Origin of the sequence: Streptomyces sp. NPDC052109 (assembly GCF_040680195.1) — a bacterium.
GTDB lineage: Bacteria > Actinomycetota > Actinomycetes > Streptomycetales > Streptomycetaceae > Streptomyces.
In genome coordinates, this window is sequence record NZ_JBFAWF010000013.1 from 230058 (window position 1) to 244041 (window position 13984).

Here is a 13984-nt window from a genome sequence, read left to right on the forward strand (position 1 = left end):
CCTCCGTGCGAACGTGTCGATACGCCCCACCACGACGTAGCTCACGACCGACGTAGGCAACGACGACGTACGGAGCCCGCCATGGCCGACCTCCAGGACGACATCCCGACGCCGAGCGAGGTCGGTGCCGACGGCGGCCTGCCGGACGACCCCTTCGCGCAGGGGCCGGCCTCCCTGGAGCGGGCCCACACCCTGCTCGCCGCCCACCCGGTCGCCGACGGCTACAGCGGGCTGCCGTGGGCCCTGCGCCATCTGTCCTGGTACGACCTGGAGCTGGGCGAGGCGGCCATCGACACCGACGTGCCCCGGATGCGCGAGGGGCACGTGGGCGCGCTGTTCTGGTCGCTGCACCTGCCCGAGGGGTCCGGCGGCGACCGGGCGACGGCCGCGACCCTGGAACAGCTGGACCAGGCGCGCTCGGTGATCGAGGCCCACTCGGAGGGGCTGCGGCTGGTGAGTACCGCCGGGCAGGTCATCGACGCCCGCAACCGCGGCCGGGTCGCCGTGGTGCTGGGCCCCGCCCACGCCACCGCGCTCGACGGCTCCCTCGGCATCCTCCGCGTCCTGCGCACCCTCGGCCTGCGCGTGCTGACCCTCGCCGGCACGGCCTGGGCGGGCGAGCGGGGGCTGACCCGGTTCGGTGAGGAGGTGGTCCGCGAGCTGAACAGGCTCGGTGTGCTCGCCGACGTCTCCGGCGCCTCCGCCGCCACCGCCGAGCGTGCCCTCGCGCTGTCCAGGACGCCGGTGCTGTGCACCCGCTCCGCCGCCCGGGCGCTGCGCCCGCACCCGGCCAACCTGCCCGACGCGATGCTGGCGGCGCTGGGCGCGGCCCGGGGCCTGTGCATGGTGCCGCTGACCGCCGAGCAGACCGGGCCGACGATCCAAGACGTCGCCGACCACCTCGACCACGTCAGGGACGTGGCCGGCCCGGAGTGCGTCGGCCTGTCCGGCACGTACGACTCCGGTGCCGTCCACCCCCGCGACCTCGCCGACACCTCCCGCTACCCGCACCTGATCGCCGAGTTGCTCCGGCGCGGCTGGTCCGAGACCGAGCTGTCCCTGCTGACCTGGGGCAATGTCCAACGGGTGCTGCGCAGCGCGGACTTCACGGCGCGGGCCGCGCAGCACCGCCGGGAGGCGTCCCACGCGAAGATCGCGGAGCTGGACCCCCCTGGGCCGTGTCGTCCCTAGGTCAGGGGTGATCGATCCGGCACAGGCAGAACGGGTGTCCGGCCGGGTCGGCGTACACCTGGAAGTCCTTCTTCTCGCGGTCCTCCAGGTCCAGCGGCCGGGCGCCCAGCGCGAGCACCCGCTCGTGCGCTGCGTCGACCTCGGCCCAGGTCCGGCCCGCGTCGAAGTCGAGGTGGAACTGCTGGCCGTTGCGGTCCGCGCGCGGCCACTCCGGCGCGGCGTACCCCTCGGCCCGCTGGAAGGTCAGCCGTGGCCCGTCCGGCACCTGCAGCACGACCCAGTCGTCGTCCTCGGCCTGCGGGGTGCCCCCGGCCACCGCCGCGTAGAAGGCGGCCAGGGCGTGCGGGTCGGGACAGTCGAGCACGACGTTGCGGAGACGGGCGACGGACGCCATGGAATCCTCCCTGGTTTCAGCAGGCGCACAGACAGAATGGGTGCCCAGCCGGGTCGGCGTATACACGGAAGGTCCGCTGACGGTCCTGCGTGTCCAGCGGCTTCGCCCCGAGCTCCAGTACCCCCTTCTCCGCCGCGTCCAGGTCCTCCACGGCCAGGTCCAGGTGGAACTGCTGCGACGCGTCCGGCGCGGGCCACCGCGGCGCCACGAACCCCGGAGCCCGCTGGAAGGCCAGCCCCGTCCCGCCGGGCAGCCTCAGGTCCACCCACGCGCCGCCCTCGGAATCCCCCTCCACCGTGCCGCCCAGCACGGCCGCGTAGAAGCCGGCCAGTGCGTGGGGATCGGGACAGTCCAGCACCACGACGTCGAGCTTGGCGAGAGCCATGACTACCTCCTTGAGTTACCTGTAGAGACGGGTAACCGGTAACGGTTACTGCATCCTCCCGTATAGGGGGTAACGTCGCAAGCATGAGTGAGAGATCGGCCGCCCCCGGAGCGCTGGCGCTGGTCGAGTCCCTGGTCAACACGCTGGACCTCGAGACCGGCGCCGACGCGCTGGACACCGTGGAGGGCCGGGGCCGGTTCGGGATCGCCGAGGACGCGATGGAGGAGGCGCGGGAGCTGCGGGAGTCGCTGCGGGTCGTGCTCCTCGCGCACGCCGGCCACCCGCCGCACCGCGCGGCGACCCCGCTCGGCGCGCTGCTGTCCCGCGCCCCCCTGTACGTCTCCGTGGACGAGCGGGACGGCTCCGCGGCCCTCGCCCCCGCACCGGACGGCCGGCTGCTCTCCAGGATGGCCGCGGCCGTCGCCGAGGCGGTGGCGGCGGGCACCTGGATGCGGCTGAAGGCCTGCGAGGCCGTGACCTGCCACTGGGCGTACTACGACCGCAGTCCGGCCGGCCGGGGCCGCTGGTGCTCGATGCAGGTGTGCGGGGCGCGGGCGAAGATGCGCCGGTACCGGGCCAAGGAGGGGTAAGACACAGGGAGTTCAGCGGCCACGTATGTGCCCGGTGGTGCAGAATGCGGAAAGACGCCGGTTCGGCCGACTGAGCCTCGGCCGAACCGGCGTCGCCACCCCCGTGCTCACGCCGTGGGGCGGCCCATCGCCCGGTACGTCCAGCCCGCCCGCCGCCACAGCTCCGGGTCGAGCGTGTTGCGGCCGTCCAGGATCAACCGCGCCGACGCCGCATCGCCGAGCGCGGCCGGGTCCAGCTCGCGGAACTCCCGCCACTCGGTGAGGTGCAGGACGACGTCGGCGCCCCGGACCGCCTCCAGCGCCGAGTCGGCGTACCCGAGCGTCGGGAACACACGCCGGGCGTTCCCCATCCCCTTCGGGTCGTACACGGTGACCTGGCCGCCCTGGAGGTGGATCTGACCGGCCACGTTCAGCGCGGGCGAGTCGCGGACGTCGTCCGAGTCGGGCTTGAACGTGGCGCCGAGCACCGCGACCCGCTTGCCGAGGAAGGAACCGCCGCCGAGGGCCTCCCGGGTCATCTCGACCATCTGGCCGCGCCGGCGCATGTTGATGGAGTCGATCTCGCGCAGGAAGGTCAGCGCCTGGTCCGCGCCCAGCTCACCGGCGCGCGCCATGAAGGCGCGGATGTCCTTCGGCAGACAGCCGCCGCCGAAGCCGATCCCGGCGCGCAGGAACTTGGCGCCGATCCGGTCGTCGTGCCCGATGGCCTCCGCCAGCTTGGCCACGTCACCGCCCGCGGCCTCGCACACCTCCGCCATCGCGTTGATGAAGGAGATCTTGGTGGCGAGGAAGGAGTTCGCGGCCGTCTTCACCAGTTCTGCGGTCGGGAAGTCGGTCACGACGAACGGGGCGCCCTCGCCGACCGGCGTCGCGTACACCTCCCGCAGCAGCTTCTCGGCCCGCTCGCTGCGCACGCCCGCCACGATCCGGTCAGGGTGCAGGGTGTCCTGCACGGCGAAGCCCTCGCGCAGGAACTCCGGGTTCCAGGCCAGTTCGGCGTCCGCGCCCGCCGGGGCGTTCTCGGCCAGGTAGGCCGCCAGCCGGTCGGCCGAGCCCACCGGCACCGTCGACTTGCCGACGACCAGGGCCGGGCCGTGCAGATGCGGTGCGAGCGAGGAGATCGCGGAGTCGACGTAGCTCATGTCGCAGGCGTATTCCCCGTGCTTCTGCGGGGTGTTCACGCACACGAAGTGAATGTCGCCGAAGGCGCCGACCTCGGCCCAGTCGGTGGTGAAGCGCAGCCGCCCGGTGGATCCCTCGAATCCCGCGACGTGCCTGCGCAGCAGCTCCTCCAGGCCCGGCTCGTACATCGGGGTCTCGCCGCGCTCCAGCATGGCGATCTTCTCGGGTACGACGTCGAGTCCGAGCACCTCGAAGCCCAGCTCGGCCATGGCCGCAGCGTGTGTGGCGCCGAGGTAGCCGGTGCCGATCACGGTGATCTTCAGGCTCATGGGTGCGCTCCAGCTAGGGGATCCGTCGTGCGGTGCCCGAGCATAGCCGGGCCGTCCGACGGGCAATTTCCCCGCTGTCGCGTAGCTCACGTAGGCGTCCTCCGGACGGCCCTCTAAAATTTGAGTTACTTAACGGTAATTAGCGTCAGTATCACTGCGTCTTTGGAGCGTGAGAGACCGTGGCCGGATCGGCTGACTTCGACCTGTACCGCCCGTCCGAGGAGCACGACATGCTCCGCGACGTCGTTCGTTCCCTGGTCGAGGCGAAGATCGCGCCGTACGCCGCGGCGGTGGACGAGGAGGCCCGCTTCCCGCAGGAGGCCCTCGACGCCCTCGTCGCCAATGACCTGCACGCGGTGCACGTCCCCGAGGAGTACGGCGGCGCCGGCGCCGACGCGCTCGCCACGGTGATAGTCATCGAGGAGGTGGCCCGCGCCTGCGTCTCCTCGTCCCTCATCCCCGCGGTGAACAAGCTCGGTTCGCTCCCGGTGATCCTCTCCGGCGGCGAGGAGCTGAAGAAGAAGTACCTGACCCCCCTCGCCAAGGGCGACGCGATGTTCTCGTACTGCCTCTCCGAGCCGGAGGCGGGCTCGGACGCGGGCGGCATGACGACCAAGGCGGTCCGCGACGGCGACCACTGGGTCCTCAACGGCGTCAAGCGCTGGATCACCAACGCGGGCGTCTCCGACTTCTACACGGTCATGGCGGTCACCGATGCGGGCAAGCGCACCAAGGGCATCTCGGCCTTCGTCGTCGAGAAGTCGGACGAAGGCGTCTCCTTCGGCGCCCCGGAGAAGAAGCTCGGCATCAAGGGCTCCCCGACCCGCGAGGTCTACTTCGACAACGTCCGCATCCCCGCCGACCGCATGATCGGTGAGGAGGGCACCGGCTTCGCGACCGCGATGAAGACCCTGGACCACACCCGCATCACCATCGCCGCGCAGGCCCTCGGTGTCGCGCAGGGCGCCTTCGACTACGCCAAGGGCTATGTCCAGGAGCGCAAGCAGTTCGGCAAGCCGATCGCCGACTTCCAGGGCATCCAGTTCATGCTCGCCGACATGTCCATGAAGATCTCGGCGGCCCGTGCCCTCACCTACCAGGCCGCCGCCGCCTCCGAGCGCGGCGACGCCGACCTCACCTACCTGGGCGCCGCAGCCAAGTGCTTCGCCTCGGACGTGGCGATGGAGGTCACCACCGACGCCGTCCAGCTCCTCGGCGGCTACGGCTACACCCGTGACTACCCGGTGGAGCGCATGATGCGCGACGCGAAGATCACCCAGATTTATGAGGGCACGAACCAAGTTCAGCGGATCGTCATGGCCAGGAACCTGCCGTAACGCCGAGCGGTCACCCACTCCTGGGAAGGCGCCCTCCGGGGCGCCTTTCCGCTGTTCGGCCACGCCTGCCGACCGGTCGGTCACATGCGGGCGGGGGCGGGCCGACGTAGGACGGAAGCACACGGGACCCGCCCCGGGCCCCCGCCTCCACAGGAGGAGCCATGACCCAGTCCCAGATGATGCCGGCCCTCACCCAGCAGATGCAGGACTGCATCGAGGCCTGCATGAGCTGCCACAGCATGTGCGAGGAGACCATGAGCTCCTGCATGCAGAAGGGCGGCCAGCAGCAGATGCGCGTCATGCGGGCGCTGATGGACTGCTCCGAGACGACCCGCATGTGCGCCGACATGATGATGCGGCGCTCGCCCATGTCCGCCGAGATGTGCATGCTGTGCGCCAAGGTGTGCGAGATGTGCGCCGAGGCGTGTATGTCCATGCCGGACGACCAGCAGATGATGCGCTGCGCGGAAGCCTGCCGTCGCTGCGCACAGACGTGTCGCGCGATGGCGGGCGCCGGCAGCGTGTGAGCCCGAAACCGTCGGGGGCACCCACGTGGGTGCCCCGGGCGGTCACTCTTTCGGCGCCTGCGGCGGCGCGTTCAGCGCGCTCCCGTCACCAGGTGTAGCCCGGCTGGACTTTCATGCACGCGTCCTTCTTGTCGCCGTTGAGCACGGCCGACGAGGAGGGGGGCTTCGTCGGCTCGGTGGGCGCCTTGTACGCCGTGCCGGTGCGCCAGTCGGCGCCCACGAGCAGCGTGACGCCGGAGACGCCGGTCGACTTGCGCACCTGCTTCAGCGGGATGCCGAGCGCCTTGGCCACCGCCTGGGCGTCGCCTTCCAGATCGGCGCTGGGATACAGGACGGTGGTCCTGGCCTCCGAGGCCGGCGTGGTGTCCGCCGTGGCCTGGGTGAACCCCTTGCCCTGCAGGATCTGGGCGACCCCGCCCGCCCGCCGGGAAGCGGGTGCCTCGCTGTCGGATCCGGTGCCGTTGCGGACCTGCACCGCGATCTTGCCGTCCGGATCCGTGGGGGTCTTCGCCGCCACCTGGGTGGCCTTGTGCTTGACGCCGCGTCCGTCCAGCGGGGTGTCGTCGCGGACCATGGAGATGAGCTGGTCGGCGTCGTCGGGGGCGGGTACGAGCCGGTCGTGGTCCTGCGACCACTGCACCGTCGGCAGCGTCGTCATGGTGATGCGCTCGGTGGGGACCTTCTTGAATTCCTCGGACAGGTCGTACAGCTTCGCGAGGCCCAGGCCCTCGTCGACCTTGAGGGCTTTCGTCGCGGTCTCCGCCAGGCTGCGCATCGCGCCGGGGTTGGTCAGCGTCGCGTTCTTGCGCATCTGGCGCACCATCGCGTTCATGTACATGTGCTGGGCGTGGGTGCGGCCGAGGTCGGTGCCGTCCTCGAAGCCGTAGCGGGTGCGCAGCCACTGCAGGGCCTGCTGACCCTTGACGTACGTGGTTCCCGCCTTCAGTTTCAGGCCCGAGCCGTGCCCGTCGGAGGTGTGCGACCAGACGTTCTGCGTGACGCAGACCGGGACGCCGCCGATGGCGTCCGCCATGTCGACCACGCCGGAGAAGTCGACCATCATGAAGTGGTCGATGTGGATGTCGGTCAGTTTCTGCCAGGTGGCGACCGTGCAGCCCGGTCCGCCGCGGCCCAGCGACTCGTTCGCCATGGCCAGGGAGAGAGCCGGGTACTTGTGGCCGGTGTGCGGGTCGGTGCACCTGGGGATCGGGATCATCGTGTCGCGGGGCAGGCTGACCACGGACATGTTGGTGCGGTCGGCCGACACGTGCACCAGCATCTGCACGTCCGCGAGCGGCGGGCGGCCCACATCAGCCTTGGACCCGCCGAGCTTGAGGTCCCTCGCGCTGTTCCGGCTGTCCGAGCCGATCAGCAGGACGTTCAGCGGCGTCTGGCCGGCGGCGTTCGGGGTCGCCTGGGGCACGTCGGAGTCGCCCAGGTTCAGCTTGTCCTTCTGGATGTTGGCGTTGAGGTGCTCGTAGTAGAGGTAACCCGCGCCGGCGGTGCCGAGTATGACGACCGCCAGGGTCAGCGCCGACCAGCGCAGTATCCGCCGCTTGGGGCGCGGTGAACCGGGCTCCGCGCTGCGTCTGTGGCCGCGGCCGGGCCGGCGGTCGCCGCGCCCGCCCGTCGCCTCGCCCACCACGCCGGGTCCGCCGGCGCGCCGAGCACCCGGCGCCGCCCCCTCCTGATCCACGCTGCTGCGTGTCATCCCCTACCCCTCCCGCCCTCGGCACCCCTACACCGCGGCTTCGTTGCGCGCCCGCCGCCCTCTGCGGAGGCGTACGGCGCCCTTGTCGGTCTGTCGGTCGTGCGCAGCGCTGACCGCACCGGCCGGAGCGCGGGGCGCCCGGTCCGCGCCGTGGCGTCGCCGCGCTTCCCCGCTCAGTCAGACGCAGAACTGAGCCCCGACGTCACGAGGTGCGTGTGACTTCGCGGGCGGACGGCGAAAGCCCCGAGAACGACGGGTGCGCGCACCCGGCCGGCCCGGCCGCGAGGGTCCTCACCCACCCCCACCCCGTGCCGTCGCCACTGCCGCGCGCGACAGGGAGTTCCACCGGGCCGTGTGTCCACGGTCGCTTCGTCCTCCGCCGGGGCCGCGGGACGAGTTGCCCCCGAGCCCCTCGATACCGTCGGTCGAACGGTGCACGACGGCGCGGCCGTTCCGCGCCGGATCGCACACATTATCCGCACAGTTGAGCGGCTGGACACAGCGATGACAAACCCCGGGCTCGCACAAGCGGCCGATTGGCCCGATATCGGGAGAATGAACGACGCGCCTTGATCGATGCTTTACTCCGCCGTGGACGGGCGGCTAGGTGCCCGAGACGGTGACCTTCTGATCGTTGTTCAGCTCGTCCACCAGCGTCTTGACCTTCGCCCTGTCCCAGACGAGGTTGCCGCCCACGGAGCCGGAGATCGGCATGTTCATGGACGTGCCGCCACCGCCCTGGACACCCTTCATCGCCCAGAACATCGAGGCCAGGTCCCACAGGGACATGTCCTTGTCGACGATCAGGGAGTCCAGGCCCGCGCCCATCACCGGGTAGAACTTGAACGGGTTGAGGACCGTGGACGGGGTCGCCACCTGGTGGGCCAGGGCCGAGAGGAACTTCTGCTGGTTCTTGGTGCGCTGCAGGTCGGACGCGGCGAACGCGTGCCGGGTGCGGACGAAGGCGAGGGCCTGCTGGCCGTTCAGGGTCTGCTTGCCCGCCTTGAAGTCCGCGCCCGAGTAGCTGTCCTTGAAGCCCTTGTCGATGTTGATCTCGACGCCGCCGACCGCGTCCACGATGTTCGCGAAGCCCTCGAAGCCGATCTCCACGTAGTGGTCGATGTGCAGACCGGTGTTGGCCTCGATCGTGCGGACCAGCAGGGTCGGGCCGTCCTCGGCGTAGGCGGCGTTCAGCTTCTCCTGCCGGCCCGTGGCCGGGTAGACCTTCCCGGACGTCGAGCCCTTGTACGAGGGAATCGTGACGTTCGAGTCGCGCGGCAGCGAGACCAGCGTGTCGCCGTTGTCGCCGACGTGCAGGATCATCATCGAGTCGGTGCGCTTGCCCTGGGCGGCGCCGGTGTGCAGCTTCTTCTCGTCCGCCTTGGACATGCCCTCGCGGCTGTCCGAGCCGACGATCAGGTAGTTCGTGCCGGAGCCCGACGCGGGCCGGTCGATGACCTTGGACAGGTCGACCTCGCGGCGCAGCTTGGAGTCGGCCCAGAAGTAGGTCGCGACGGAGGTGACGACGAGCACGGTCGCCAGCGTGATCGCGGTCCACTTGATCCGGCGCCGCCAGTTCGGCGCGGGGCGCGGGGCGCGGGGCGGGGCGTCCGCCGTACCGCCCGGGCCGCGGCCGCCGGGGGCGCCGTAGACCTGGCCGGTGTTGTAGCCGCTGTCGTAGTCGCCGTAGCCGGCGCCCTCGTCGTATCCCCGGCCGTCGACGTACGACGGCTGCTGCGGGACACCGGCCCCGTACGGCGGCGCCGACGGGCCGGGGTCGCCGTAGGAGCGCTGCCCGGGCGGTACCGCCGGGCCACGCCGCACCTGACGCATCACGCGGGCGCTCTCCGGCTGCGCGCCGGCACTGCCGCGTCCGTATCGCGGGCCGCGGTTGTCGTCGGACCATCCCTCGGGCCAGTCATTCATGCGCCCCAGTGTGCAGGGCGTCGGTGTGAGCCTTACAAGGGTTGTCGGAGAATAAGGTCGGCGCTGTTGCGAAGCTGACACAAAATCCTACGTATGTCACTTCGGCATAAGGTGGAGGGCATGACAGACCAGGTCACGGACGTGAATCCGGACACCGAGCCCGATATCCCCGGCAAGCCGACGTCCGCCTCCCGCACCACCCTCAGCCACATCATGACCCACAACGACACCAACCTTCTGGGCACGGTGCACGGCGGTGTGATCATGAAGCTGGTCGACGACGCGGCGGGCGCCGTGGCCGGCCGGCACTCCGGAGGCCCCGCCGTCACCGCGTCCATGGACGAGATGGCCTTTCTGGAGCCGGTCCGCGTCGGTGATCTGGTCCATGTGAAGGCGCAGGTGAACTGGACCGGCCGGACCTCCATGGAGGTCGGCGTCCGGGTCCTCGCCGAGCGCTGGAACGAGTCGGCCCCGCCCACCCAGGTCGGCTCCGCCTATCTGGTCTTCGCGGCCGTGGACGCCGACGGCAAGCCGCGCCGGGTGCCGCCGGTGATCTTGGAGACCGACCGCGACCGCCGCCGCAACCAGGAGGCCCAGATCCGCCGCACCCACCGCCTGGCCCGCCGCCGCGCGATCCGCGAGCTGCGCGAGAAGCGGGCGGCCGAGGGGTTCGAGGACTAGCAACTCCCGCCCCCTTCAAGGGGGTTGCAGAGAAGTGGGAAACGTCATGGCCGTCTCCTGCCGGTGATCCGCGGAGGCAGGAGCGAGACCAACGACCAGGGGCTCCCGGAGATCGCACTGCGGCCGGGCGCCGGCCCCCGGGGCGCGGGCATCCCCGGCACCGGCCCGGCCAAGCCCCCGGCCGTGCCGAAACAGGCGGGCCGGCCAGGTCACGTGCGCCTCGTGGGTCAGGAGCCGGAGCACACCACCTCGCTGCCGCGCACCGCGGTCTGCTGCGGCTGGGCGGGGTCGTCGAAGCGGACCCTGTGGACGTTCTTGAAGTCCGCCCCGGCGGTCACCCTCAGCATCGGCCCCTGGCCCGGTACGGCACGCAGCTCGGCGCCCGGCAGGGCGGCGGCCAGGGAACGGGCGGAGCGGTCCCAGCGGGGGTCGTAGGAGATGACCGTGTGCGGCACGTGCGCGGGGGCGGTCACCGGCTGACGGGTGGTGGCGAAGCCGGTCGCCGCGAGCGCCGCGTCGACCCGCTTGCCGAGCCCGACGGTGCCCGTGCCGTTCGCCACGAGGACCCGTACCTGCCGCGGGTCCACCTCCACGGGCGCCACGGGTGCCGGGGCCGGGCCGTGGTGCGGGGGGTCCACGGTGAGCGGCTTGTCGTCGCGCAGGGCCGTGAAGAGCTGGTCCGCCTTGGTCTGGTCCCACTTCAGGGTCGAGCCGATGCCCTTGACGTCGTAGTTCATCTGCGCGATGGGCACGGTGGTGAACTCGGAGGAGGACGGGGAGAAGTTCCGCATGGCCCGGCCGAGGTCGAGCAGTTCGTCGGCGCCGAGGCTCTCGTCGGCGCGGACCGAGCCGAGCACCGCCCGGGTCACGTCCCGGAACCGCATCGGGTTCAGCAACACCCCCGAGGCGGTGGCCCGCTCGATCAGCGCGGCCAGGAACCGCTGCTGCCGCTTCATCCGGCCCAGGTCGCTCGTCCCGTCGACGTGCCGGGCCCGCACGTACTGCAGCGCCTGCCCGCCGTTGAGGGTGTGCGTGCCGGGCGCGAGGTCGAGCCCGCTGTACGCGTCCTTCAGCGGCGTCGTCGTACAGACGTCGACCCCGCCGAGGACGTCCACCGTCTTCATGAAGCTCGTGAAGTCGACCTCCAGATAGTGGTCGATCTTCAGATGGGTCATGTTCTCGATCGTGCGGACGGTCATCTGGGGGCCGCCCTCGGAGTAAGCGGCGTTCAGCTTGATCGGGTGCGCCGGGCGCTGCCGGCCGCCGACCGGGTCGGCGCCCGCGGGCACCTCGGCGTAGGAGTCGCGCGGCAGGCTCACCACGGTCGCCCGGTCCCGGTCGTCCGAGATGTGCACGATCATCATCGTGTCGGTGCAGTGGCAGGGCGCCCCGCCCAGCCGGTACGCCCGCCGCTGGTGCTCGGTGATCCGGTCGCGGCCGTCGGTGCCGACCAGCAGGATGTTCATGCCGTGGCCCGCGCGCGGCCGGTTCTTCATGTCCTTGAAGGCGTCGATCCGGGCGATCCCCGCGTCCAGGCTGCTGACGACCGCGTGCCCGATCCCGGCGGAGGCGAGCACCACGACGGACAGCGTGCTCACCGCCCGCATGGCCCAGCGGGGCCGCCGGGGCGGCCGTACCGACCGCGCCGGCCGCTCGGGCGGTTGCGGCACGCCACGGGGCGGCGACGGTCGGCGCTGCGGACGCGCGGGGGACCGGGGCGGGCTGGCCAAAGGGACACCTCCGGACGAGGCCGTACGTGGGATCCGTGAGCACCGTAGGCCGATACGATCTCCAGCCCGGCTCTACGCCCCGGCGGCGCGCACCGGTGTCCCCCGTTCGCGGTAACGTGAGCCCCCTATGAACGCCAAGCCCGACGTGCGACACCCCGCCGTTTCCGTGATCATGCCCGTCCTCAACGAGGAGCGGCATCTGCGCGGGGCAGTCCAAGCGATCCTCGCGCAGGAGTACGCCGGCGAGATGGAGGTCGTGATCGCCCTCGGTCCGTCCACGGACCGCACGGACGAGATCGCCGCCGAGCTCGTTCGCGAGGACCCGCGCGTGCACACCGTCCCGAACCCGACCGGCCGCACGCCCGCGGCGCTGAACGCGGCGATCAAGGCCTCCCGGCACCCGATCGTGGTCCGCGTCGACGGTCACGGCATGCTCTCGCCGAACTACATCGCCACGGCCGTCCGGCTCCTGGCGGAGACCGGCGCGCAGAACGTCGGCGGCATCATGCACGCCGAGGGCGAGAACGACTGGGAGCACGCGGTCGCCGCCGCGATGACCTCGAAGATCGGCGTCGGCAACGCCGCCTTCCACACCGGTGGCGAGGCGGGCCCCGCCGAGACCGTCTACCTCGGTGTCTTCCGCCGCGAGGCGCTGGAGCAGCAGGGCGGCTACAACGAGGAGTTCATCCGCGCCCAGGACTGGGAGCTGAACTTCCGCATCCGTGAGGCGGGCGGTCTGATCTGGTTCTCGCCGGAGCTCAGGGTCTCGTACCGCCCGCGGCCCTCCGTCCGGGCGCTCGCCAAGCAGTACAAGGACTACGGTCGCTGGCGGCACGTCGTGGCCCGTTACCACTCCGGCTCCATCAACCTGCGCTACCTCGCCCCGCCGGTGGCGGTGTGCGCGATAGCGGCCGGCATCGTGGTCGGCGCGGCGCTCACCCCGTGGGCACTCGTCGTCCCCGGCGGCTATCTGGCGGCGATAGCCGCGGGCTCGGTCCCGGCGGGCAGGGGCCTGCCCCCGAAGGCCCGGCTGCAGATCCCGGTGGCCCTGGCCACGATGCACATGTCGTGGGGCTGGGGCTTCCTGACCAGCCCCAAGTCGCTGGCGAAGAGGGTCATCGCCTCGCGGCGGCCGGCGGTGCGGGCGAGCGTCTCCTGACGGGAGCCCGCATGCTGTGCCTGATGCGTGTCATCCACTCGATGTCGGGGTGAGTTCCAGGCCGGGTCTTGGACAGCGGCCTCGGGCGTCGGATAGGAGAAGCCCCTTCGTGCCGTCGGCCGGGGGAGTGGCCGCTCCCGGCGGGGTCGGCAGTGCACATCCCGGTAGGGAATTACTGCAACGAGCCCTGGCGTAAAGGAAGTGGACGTGGTGGCAGGCGCGTGATCGAATGCGCCGCGGTTTCTTTTGTGTGCCTGCGGCGAGTGGTCGCGGGCGTTTCATTTACATCAGGGGGACAATCAAGTGCGTTCCATAATGCGCCGCATGGCACGTGCCGGGGTCGTGGTCGGGGGAATCGGCCTTGCGATGGTCGCGGCCACCGGGGTCTCGAACGCCTACACCTACGACGGCAGCGACCCGTCCTCGTCGGGCTGCGCCGGCGGCGCCACGACGGTGGAGACCGCGACCGTCAGGAACGGCCGGGCCATGCTCGGCACCATCGAGCTGCGCTACAGCACCGCCTGCCACACGGCTTGGGCCCGACTGACGCTCAACCACAGGCAGAGCGCCTGCGGCAACGCCTCCGCCGGCTACGAGTGCGCGCACGCCTACGTCACCCGCGACAACGATGGCCGCTCCTACAGCTGCACCATCAGCCAGGGGCAGACGCAGTGCTACACGCCGATGGTCCAGGACAAGGGCATGACGTCGTTCACCCAGGCCGGGATCGACAACGTCTACGGCTACGCCGACACCCGGACCGCCGCCTACTGATGAGGCGGTGAGCCGACGGCTCCTGTCCACACGTCGAGGCGTTCTACGCGAAAATGCAGGCCAACGGCAGCAAGCCTGCGACCGCTCACCAGGTGCACCGCACCTTCCGAACTGCCCTCAACGAGGCG

General features: G+C 71.1%; 13 protein-coding genes. 7 read left to right on the forward strand and 6 right to left on the reverse strand.

What is annotated here, in order from left to right; genetic code table 11:
- The first annotated feature begins 81 nt into the window (after positions 1 to 81).
- Positions 82 to 1191: a dipeptidase gene (locus AB0L59_RS25865; RefSeq protein ID WP_365587898.1), complete on the forward strand. Its 1110-nt coding sequence runs from the start codon at positions 82 to 84 to the stop codon at positions 1189 to 1191.
- Between the two features lies 1 nt (position 1192).
- On the opposite strand, the gene AB0L59_RS25870 is transcribed toward AB0L59_RS25865, so the two are convergent.
- Together AB0L59_RS25870 and AB0L59_RS25875 are read right to left on the reverse strand one after the other, a co-directional pair.
- Positions 1193 to 1585, reverse strand: coding sequence for a VOC family protein (locus AB0L59_RS25870; RefSeq protein WP_365587901.1), 393 nt, complete (start codon positions 1583 to 1585; stop codon positions 1193 to 1195).
- A 16-nt stretch (positions 1586 to 1601) separates the two neighbouring features.
- Positions 1602 to 1970 carry a VOC family protein gene (locus tag AB0L59_RS25875; protein ID WP_365587903.1) on the reverse strand — a complete coding sequence of 123 codons (369 nt, stop codon included), beginning with the start codon at positions 1968 to 1970 and terminating at the stop codon, positions 1602 to 1604.
- 83 nt (positions 1971 to 2053) lie between these two features.
- Here AB0L59_RS25875 and AB0L59_RS25880 point away from each other — a divergent pair, with 83 nt between their 5' ends.
- Positions 2054 to 2560 carry a CGNR zinc finger domain-containing protein gene (locus AB0L59_RS25880; protein ID WP_365587906.1) on the forward strand — a complete coding sequence of 169 codons (507 nt, stop codon included), beginning with the start codon at positions 2054 to 2056 and terminating at the stop codon, positions 2558 to 2560.
- Positions 2561 to 2667: 107 nt separating this feature from the next.
- On the opposite strand, the gene AB0L59_RS25885 is transcribed toward AB0L59_RS25880, so the two are convergent.
- Entirely contained in the window at positions 2668 to 4011 is a 1344-nt protein-coding gene (locus AB0L59_RS25885; protein ID WP_365587908.1) for a UDP-glucose/GDP-mannose dehydrogenase family protein, read from the reverse strand.
- Between the two features lie 179 nt (positions 4012 to 4190).
- Between AB0L59_RS25885 and AB0L59_RS25890 the strand changes: the two genes are divergently transcribed.
- Positions 4191 to 5348 carry an acyl-CoA dehydrogenase gene (locus AB0L59_RS25890; RefSeq protein ID WP_365587911.1) on the forward strand — a complete coding sequence of 386 codons (1158 nt, stop codon included), beginning with the start codon at positions 4191 to 4193 and terminating at the stop codon, positions 5346 to 5348.
- 161 nt (positions 5349 to 5509) lie between these two features.
- Entirely contained in the window at positions 5510 to 5875 is a 366-nt protein-coding gene (locus AB0L59_RS25895; RefSeq protein WP_365587912.1) for a four-helix bundle copper-binding protein, read from the forward strand.
- Positions 5876 to 5960: 85 nt separating this feature from the next.
- Here the strand turns inward: AB0L59_RS25895 and AB0L59_RS25900 are convergent, their stop codons facing one another.
- Both AB0L59_RS25900 and AB0L59_RS25905 read right to left on the reverse strand, forming a co-directional pair.
- A complete protein-coding gene (locus AB0L59_RS25900; RefSeq protein ID WP_365587915.1) occupies positions 5961 to 7586 on the reverse strand; it encodes an LCP family protein in 1626 nt (541 codons plus the stop codon).
- A gap of 603 nt (positions 7587 to 8189) precedes the next feature.
- Positions 8190 to 9512 carry an LCP family protein gene (locus AB0L59_RS25905; RefSeq protein WP_365587917.1) on the reverse strand — a complete coding sequence of 441 codons (1323 nt, stop codon included), beginning with the start codon at positions 9510 to 9512 and terminating at the stop codon, positions 8190 to 8192.
- Positions 9513 to 9632: 120 nt separating this feature from the next.
- Between AB0L59_RS25905 and AB0L59_RS25910 the strand changes: the two genes are divergently transcribed.
- Positions 9633 to 10193 carry an acyl-CoA thioesterase gene (locus AB0L59_RS25910; protein ID WP_365587918.1) on the forward strand — a complete coding sequence of 187 codons (561 nt, stop codon included), beginning with the start codon at positions 9633 to 9635 and terminating at the stop codon, positions 10191 to 10193.
- A 227-nt stretch (positions 10194 to 10420) separates the two neighbouring features.
- Here the strand turns inward: AB0L59_RS25910 and AB0L59_RS25915 are convergent, their stop codons facing one another.
- Complete coding sequence (locus AB0L59_RS25915) at positions 10421 to 11800, reverse strand: LCP family protein (RefSeq protein WP_365587921.1); 1380 nt, start codon at positions 11798 to 11800, stop codon at positions 10421 to 10423.
- A 250-nt stretch (positions 11801 to 12050) separates the two neighbouring features.
- Between AB0L59_RS25915 and AB0L59_RS25920 the strand changes: the two genes are divergently transcribed.
- Positions 12051 to 13082 carry a glycosyltransferase family 2 protein gene (locus AB0L59_RS25920; protein WP_365587923.1) on the forward strand — a complete coding sequence of 344 codons (1032 nt, stop codon included), beginning with the start codon at positions 12051 to 12053 and terminating at the stop codon, positions 13080 to 13082.
- Positions 13083 to 13406: 324 nt separating this feature from the next.
- Positions 13407 to 13856, forward strand: a complete 450-nt coding sequence (locus tag AB0L59_RS25925; RefSeq protein ID WP_365587925.1) for a DUF2690 domain-containing protein — start codon at positions 13407 to 13409, stop codon at positions 13854 to 13856.
- Positions 13857 to 13984: the final 128 nt, after the last annotated feature.